We start from the raw sequence: 6,498 nt of genomic DNA, 5'->3' as shown, positions 1-6,498 counted from the left end.
GCCCGCGCCGCTGCTGCCCGGCGCCGCGGCGAAGCGCGCCTCGCCGCCGAACGCCAGGGCCGGCGTGCCCTCGCGGCCCGCCCCCGGCGTCAGCTTCAGGCGCAGCATGCCCGCGTCAGCCGGCAGCATCGGCAACGGCGTGCCGGTGCGGGCCGCGTTCGCCACCAGGAAAGCGTTGTACGAGGTCTCGTTGTATTGCGCATGGCGGCGCACCACGGCGCCCGGCGTCACCAGCAGTTGGCTGGCGGGCACCGCGCCCGGATCGACGCCCGGCGCCGTCATGCGGCCCGTGGTCACCCAGGAACCGCCACGGGTCGGCGCGGCCCGCGCCGCGTCGAACACACCCGGCGCGCCGGCCTCGACGCGGAACGCGCCCGGCAGCATGGCGAAATTGGCGGGCAACAGCGTGTAGGTGCCGGGCGGCAACCCCGGCACGCCGGCGCCGATGGTGACGCGCTGGCCGTACGCGGGCATGGCGGCGTCCTTGGTGGCCGGCGCATAGTCGCCGCCGAAGCCGGGCACGATGGCATAGACGGCGCTGCCGGACTTGCTGAAACCGAAGCCGGGATTGGCGTCGGCCATGGCGTACTTGAGCACGTCCACCGAACCGCCGCGTCCGCGCACGAACGCGGCGCCGGTCAGTTCGCCGCCGCCGGACAGGTCCAGCAGCGAGCCGGCGTCGGCCGCGATGGACTTCATGTTGATCTGGATCATGCGGGACGGCGCGCCGTTCAGGTCATTGCCGCCCACGCCCGCGACCCGGATCTCCTGTCCGCCGTACAGGTACTTGATACCGTCGGTGGTGCCGCCATAGGGCATTACCAGCCCCTGGCCGCTGATCGAGGTTACGCTGCCGGCCAGGAAACGCACGCTGGACGGCGCGCCCTCGGGCCCCATGAAGACAATCGAGCCGAGCGGCGCGTGCACCACGCCGCCCTGGACGATATTGGGCCCCGACAACGTCACCGTGCCGAAGGCGGAATACGGCATGTCGGGCATGCCCTCCGTGGCGCGCCGGATCGTCAGCACCGCATCCGGATTCTTCAGCGCATTGCCGCCCCCTTGCCCGTAGTATTCGCCCGCCGCAATCCCGCCGCCGCTGCCGGTGGCGGGATAGATCTGGGCCGCGGTGATGGTCAGGCGGTTGGGCGCGGCCAGCAGCGTGTTGCCATTGAAGTCCTGGCCCACGGACACGCCCGTCAGGCGCAGGTCGCCGGCCAGGTTGACCTGGACGTCATCGAAGCTGCGCAAGTCGCGCATGCCGCGCAGATCCATCATGCCGGCGTCCAGCACCAGGCGATGCCCGCGCTTGAGCCAGTCCGGCGCCACCATGCCGACCTGCACCACGCTGTCGGATCCCAGCGGCGGCGCGTAGGCCGCGTGATTCAGGAACAGGTAGGGGGCCGACAGGGCCACCACGCTGCCCTCGGGCGCGCTCTGGCTCAACATCAGCGGACCCGACAGGCGCAGGCTCTGGGGCATGGCCAGCGTCAGGCCGCTGTCGGCCCTTACCGACGCGAACAACGCCAGGTTGCCGAAGCCGCCGGCCTGGACCTGGTCCACGCCCAGGCCGCCGGCGCCATAGCGCAGGTCGGCGCCAGACTCGCCCGGACGCAGGCCGGCGGGCAGCAGCGAGGCCCCCTTCTGCCGCGACAGCGTCAGGACGCGCGGCGTCAACACCGCGGCCTCGGCCAGGTTCCTCTGGTAGAAAGCCGGCGCCAGCGCCACGCCCAGCGTTCCGCCCGCCGCGCCCGGCCCGCCCGCCATGGCGCGCAGGTCGCCGTCCAGGTACAGGCTGTTGGCCGACGCCAGCACGATGCTGCCGCCGTTGTAGGCCAGCAGCGTGGCGCCGCGCCCGGGCAGGTCCACCAGCGCCTGCGCGCCCGACGCGTCCAGCAGCGAGCCGGGGCGCAGGATCAGGTGCCGGTCCATCGGCCGGCGCGGGGCGTAGGCATCGGCCTCCCAGTCCAGCGCGCCGCCGATCTCGATGCTGCCGCCCGCGCGCGCCACGCCATAGCGGCGGCCGTCGGTGGCCAGCGCGACGTGGCTGTCGCCCGCCACGTCCAGCACGCCTTTCTCGCCGATCCACACCGAGCGGCCGTTGGCCTTGGGCGTGTAGTTCTGCTGCGAGTCCACCCGAGTGTCCAGGATAGAGATCAGGCCGCCGGGCGCCACCAGGCGGCCCAGCACCGTGATCTGGTCGCCGCCGGCAAGGCGGATCGACTGGCCCGGATCCACCGCCACCCGCGCGCCCGCGCCGATCTCCAGCACGCCGCCAAGGGCGTCGCGGTCCGAGCGCAGCGCCAGGCTGGCGCCGCCACGCTGGGTCAGCCTGCCGCGCTTGGGATCTTCCGTGTACAGCGGCGGGGTCCACAGCAACAGGGCCTCGGCCGGGTCGCTGCCCGAGAGCGGCAGCGCGCCGCCTTCCCGACGCATGCGCCATACCGGCATGGCGACGGCGATATCCGCGCCATCGGCGACCCGCAGGCCGCCATGGCCGTTGAGGTCATAGCTGGCAAAGCCGGCCTGGAACAAGGACGGATCCAGCCGCACCGCATCGGCCGCCAGGCCATCGGCGGGGCCGCCCAGCACGAGGGCGCCGCCGCTGGCCAGGCTGAAGGCGCCGCCGCCGCTCACGCCGTAACCGCGCACCGCGCCGGCCAGCGCCACCTTGCCGCCGGAGGCCGGCTGCGTGCTGACGGCGTTGGCTTCCAGCGTCACGCTGCCGCCGCGCCCGCCCTGCAACGCGCCACTGGTCAGCAGCGCCGCGCCCGACGACACATCGATCAGGCTGCCCGCCGCCAGCGCCACGTCGCCCGTGCCGCGCAGCGACACGCGGCCGCCGTCAATGACGGCCAGGCCGCGCTGCGCGGCCGGATCCTCCTTCAGGTTGCTCCACACGCCGCGCGCATCCAGCACGACGCCGCCGGCCACGCGCAGCGCGGCCTTGGCATTATTGGTCGGCAGCAGCGAAACATCTTCGAGCCGGCCGGCCGTGCCCGGCTGGCGCAGCGTGTTGCCCGCCTGGATCAGGCCGCCGCGGCTGACCAGATCCGCATTGATGTCGACAGTAGGCGCATAGAGCGTGATCTCGCCGCCGTCGGCGCTGCGCAAGCCGGCGTCCACGCGCACGGCCCGGGTGGCCGCCAGACGGATGGCGCCCAGGCTGAACCCGTTCAGGCGGTCGGCGTCCAGGAACACCTTGCCCTTCATCTCGGCGGGCAGCGCATCGGCCAGTTCGAGTCCCGCGGAGCGGCCCGCCAGATCCCGGCCCACCACCACCTCGGCGGCCGCGCCGCCGGCGCCGAGCTGGTAGCGCAGGAAGTTGCCGGCGTTGTCGTAATAAGGCTTGTAGGTGCCCACCACGAACTGCGCTGCGCGCGCCGCGTTGCGGTGCGACTGGCTGTAGCCGTCCTGGCCGGCCACCGGCGCGCGCGTCTGGCGGTCGCCCTGGTAAGTGTCGCTGATGACGTCGCCATCGAGCACCGCGTTGCGGGTCGAGACCACCAGCGCGCCGGCGTCGCGGCCCACGGTGTAGCCCGATTCGTAGCGCGTCGGCGGCGCGATCAGCGGGTTGTAGAAGCGCCGCGTGGCGTTCTCGCCCCAGCGCCGCGACACCGCCTCGTAGCCCCGGTACAGGCCGCTGTAGAGCAGATCGCCCGGCGCGCGGTCGGCCAGGTACAGGCGGCCGTCCTCGCCGCGCAGCCAGCTCTGGCGGATCTCGCCGCTCTGCACGTCGAGCGTGCCGCCCGACAGGTTGATGGCCGAGCCGGCCTGCGTCACCACCTCGGCGCCATCGAAGCGCACCACGCCGCCCTGCGCCAGCCAGTGGCTCACCGGCACGCCGAGCGTGCCCAGGTAACCGCCCACTTCCAGCAGCCCGCCGGCCGTGTACCAGCGGTCGGCATCGTTGCCGCCGCTGCCCGCCGCCAGGCGCACCAGGTCGCGCCGGTCGAGCCACACCTCGCTGTTGTTCAGCAGCTTGCTGTCGCGGTTGATCGGGGCGTCGCGCTGTTCGTTGCCCTGCAGGTTGATCTTGAGGTTGTTGGACTCCATCGACACGATCACGCCGACCGCGCCGCCCACGTCGATGCGCGCGCCGTCGCGCACCAGCGCGCGGCCATCGGCCTTGACCGCCACCTGCCCGCCGGTGGCCAGCGACAGCGAACCGCCCTGGAAGTCCACCGTGCCCTGGCTGCTGATGCGCAGCAGCGACAGGTCGCGACGGAATTCGTCGCCGGGGATCAGCGCGGTGTTGCCGCCCACGGCCGGCTGCAGCAGGCTCGCGCGCTGGCCGTCCAGCGCGGTCGTCAGGCTGGCGTCCACCAGGATGGCGCTGACCGCGCCATCGGCCAGCGTCACCGCCGCGCCGTTGCCGCGCGCGTCCAGATGAATGGTGCCGCGCGCATCCACCGAGGTGCTCGACACCAGCACGCCGGCCTGCTCCACGCGCTGCGCGGTCAGGGTCACATCGCCCTGCGGCGCCTGGATCAGCCCGGTGTTGCGCACCAGGCCGGCGCCGGCCGCCTGCGCCTCGTTGCCGCGCGTGGTGGAGGCGATGTTGCTGTCCGAGCCCTGCCCGCGGCGGATGATGAAGCTGTCGCCGGCCGCCAGCAGCGCCTGGCCCTGCGGCGTGCTGATCTCGCCGGCGTTGCGGACTTCCTTGCCGGCCAGCAGCACGTAGCCGCCGCCGCGCGTGGCGCTGCCGGGCGTGGCCGTGGCCAGGCGCGCGCCGGCCTGCACCTCGATCTTGCCGAGCGCGTCCTTGAAAGTGGGAATGGTGCCGTCGGCGTCGGCGTAGATGCCGCGCTCGCGGAACTGCGCGTCGCTCATGGTGGCGGCGGCCACCACCAGGTTGCGCGCGTTGACCTGGCTGGCGCCACTGAAGATCACGCCGTTCTGGTTCACCACCAACACCGTGCCGTCGGCCTGGATCGCACCCTGGATCTGGCTCGGCCGCGCCGATGCGCCCACCACCCGGTTCAGCACCGCGTCGTCGGCCTTCTGCTGGAACCGCAGCGTGGTGTTGCGGCCCACGTTGAAGGTGTCCCAGTTCAGGATGGCGCGCGATTGCGTCTGCTCGATCGTCACCAACTTTCGGCCGCCGTCGGTGCCGGTGGTCGGCTTGTTGGCGCCCTCCCATTTGGCCTGCGCGCCCTCGGCGATCCACAGGCCGCCCGGCGCGAGCCCGTCCGGCACGGCCGAGCCATTGGCCGCCGCGGCAGCGCGCGCCGCCGCCTGCGCCGCCTGCTGCGCGGCCACCGCCGCCGCCGTGCGATTCAGGTTGTCCAGCGAGCGCTGCAACTGCTGGCGCGATTGCGCCTGCTGGCGGGCGCTGTTGCCGATGCCAGCCAGACTGCCGTCGGGCATGCGGCCGGTGCGCTGCGCGGTCGATTGCACCGCGCCCTTGTCGGCGAACCAACCCGGACTGAAGGCGCGCGGCTGGGCCTGCGCCGCCCCGCCCCAACCGCCCGCCACCAGCAGCACCGCCAGTGCCTGCGTCACCGGCGTCAGGCGCCAGGCGGGACGGCGCGAACGCCGCGGGGATCGGCAGGGGACAAGGGTGTGACGACGGCTGGGCATGACGGCTTTTCCTTCGAGGAATCGGATCTGGCATCTGCAGCGCCGGGACCGGTGCGCCTGGAAGAAGGCGACGCGGGCCGGGCGATTCTGCGCATGGGTGCCTAGACCGCTTAAAGCGTCATCGACTGCGCCTTTTCATAAAAAATTCATATTTCAGGTTTGGGACAACGCGCGCCACGGCGCTCAGCTCAGCAGCACGATGCCGCCGGGCAGCGACGTAACCTGGGCGCCATACACGTCGCGAATCAGCAGCGCGGCGTCGGCCAACTGGTCCAGCGAAAAGCGCGCCTGCACCAGGCTGCCCGCCAGCCGGTCGCCCACCAGCACGATGCGGCCGGGGCGATAGCGGTTGATCTCGTCGACCACCTGCGCCAGGGGCACATTGTTGAATTCCAGCACGCCCCGGCGCCACGCCGTGACCGCGTCCAGGTCCACCCGCCGCGGTCTGCTGGCGCCCCCCGGGCCCAACACGACCTGCTGCGCGGCGGCCAGTTCCAATGACTCCTGCCGCGACGTGACGCGGGCGCTGCCCTCCAGGCAGGTCACCCGCACCTGGCCGTCGGTATAGCGCACGTTGACGCATCCCGACGAGGCGTCGATCCGACCGGCGCCCGCCGTCAGGCTGACGGGCTGGCCGGCCGTCGCCAGCTCGACCTCGCCGGCCAGCAGGTCGATCTGCGGCGCCAGGCCGCTGCGCGACAGGTTGATGCGGGTCTGCGTATTCAACTGCACGCTGGCGTCGCCGGCCAGCGCCACGCGGCGCTGCTCGCCGGTGCCGCTGCGCACATCGGCGGTCAGCTCGTCAACGGCGGGCCACAGGCCCAATGGCGGCTTGAATGCCAGCCAGGCGCCGCAGGCCGCCACCGCGCCGCCCAGGAAGGCGCGACGCGCCGGCCGCGCGCTGCGGGCGCGGCG

At 72.9% G+C, this 6,498-nt stretch carries 2 protein-coding genes; both read right to left on the bottom strand.

Annotation, left to right across the window (positions count from 1 at the left end):
• A partial coding sequence (locus HV783_RS28990; protein ID WP_175190328.1) for a two-partner secretion domain-containing protein occupies window positions 1-5,583 on the bottom strand: 5,583 nt, incomplete at its 3' end.
• A 183-nt stretch (window positions 5,584-5,766) separates the two neighbouring features.
• Window positions 5,767-6,498, bottom strand: a 732-nt coding sequence (locus tag HV783_RS28985; RefSeq protein ID WP_175190327.1) for a FecR family protein, incomplete at its 5' end; no start/stop codon positions are given.

It is taken from the genome of Achromobacter dolens, assembly GCF_902859745.1.
Taxonomy (GTDB): Bacteria; Pseudomonadota; Gammaproteobacteria; order Burkholderiales; family Burkholderiaceae_B; genus Achromobacter; species Achromobacter dolens.
The sequence above is the reverse complement of the archived record's forward strand: the minus strand, read 5'-3'. Positions and strand labels throughout refer to the sequence as shown.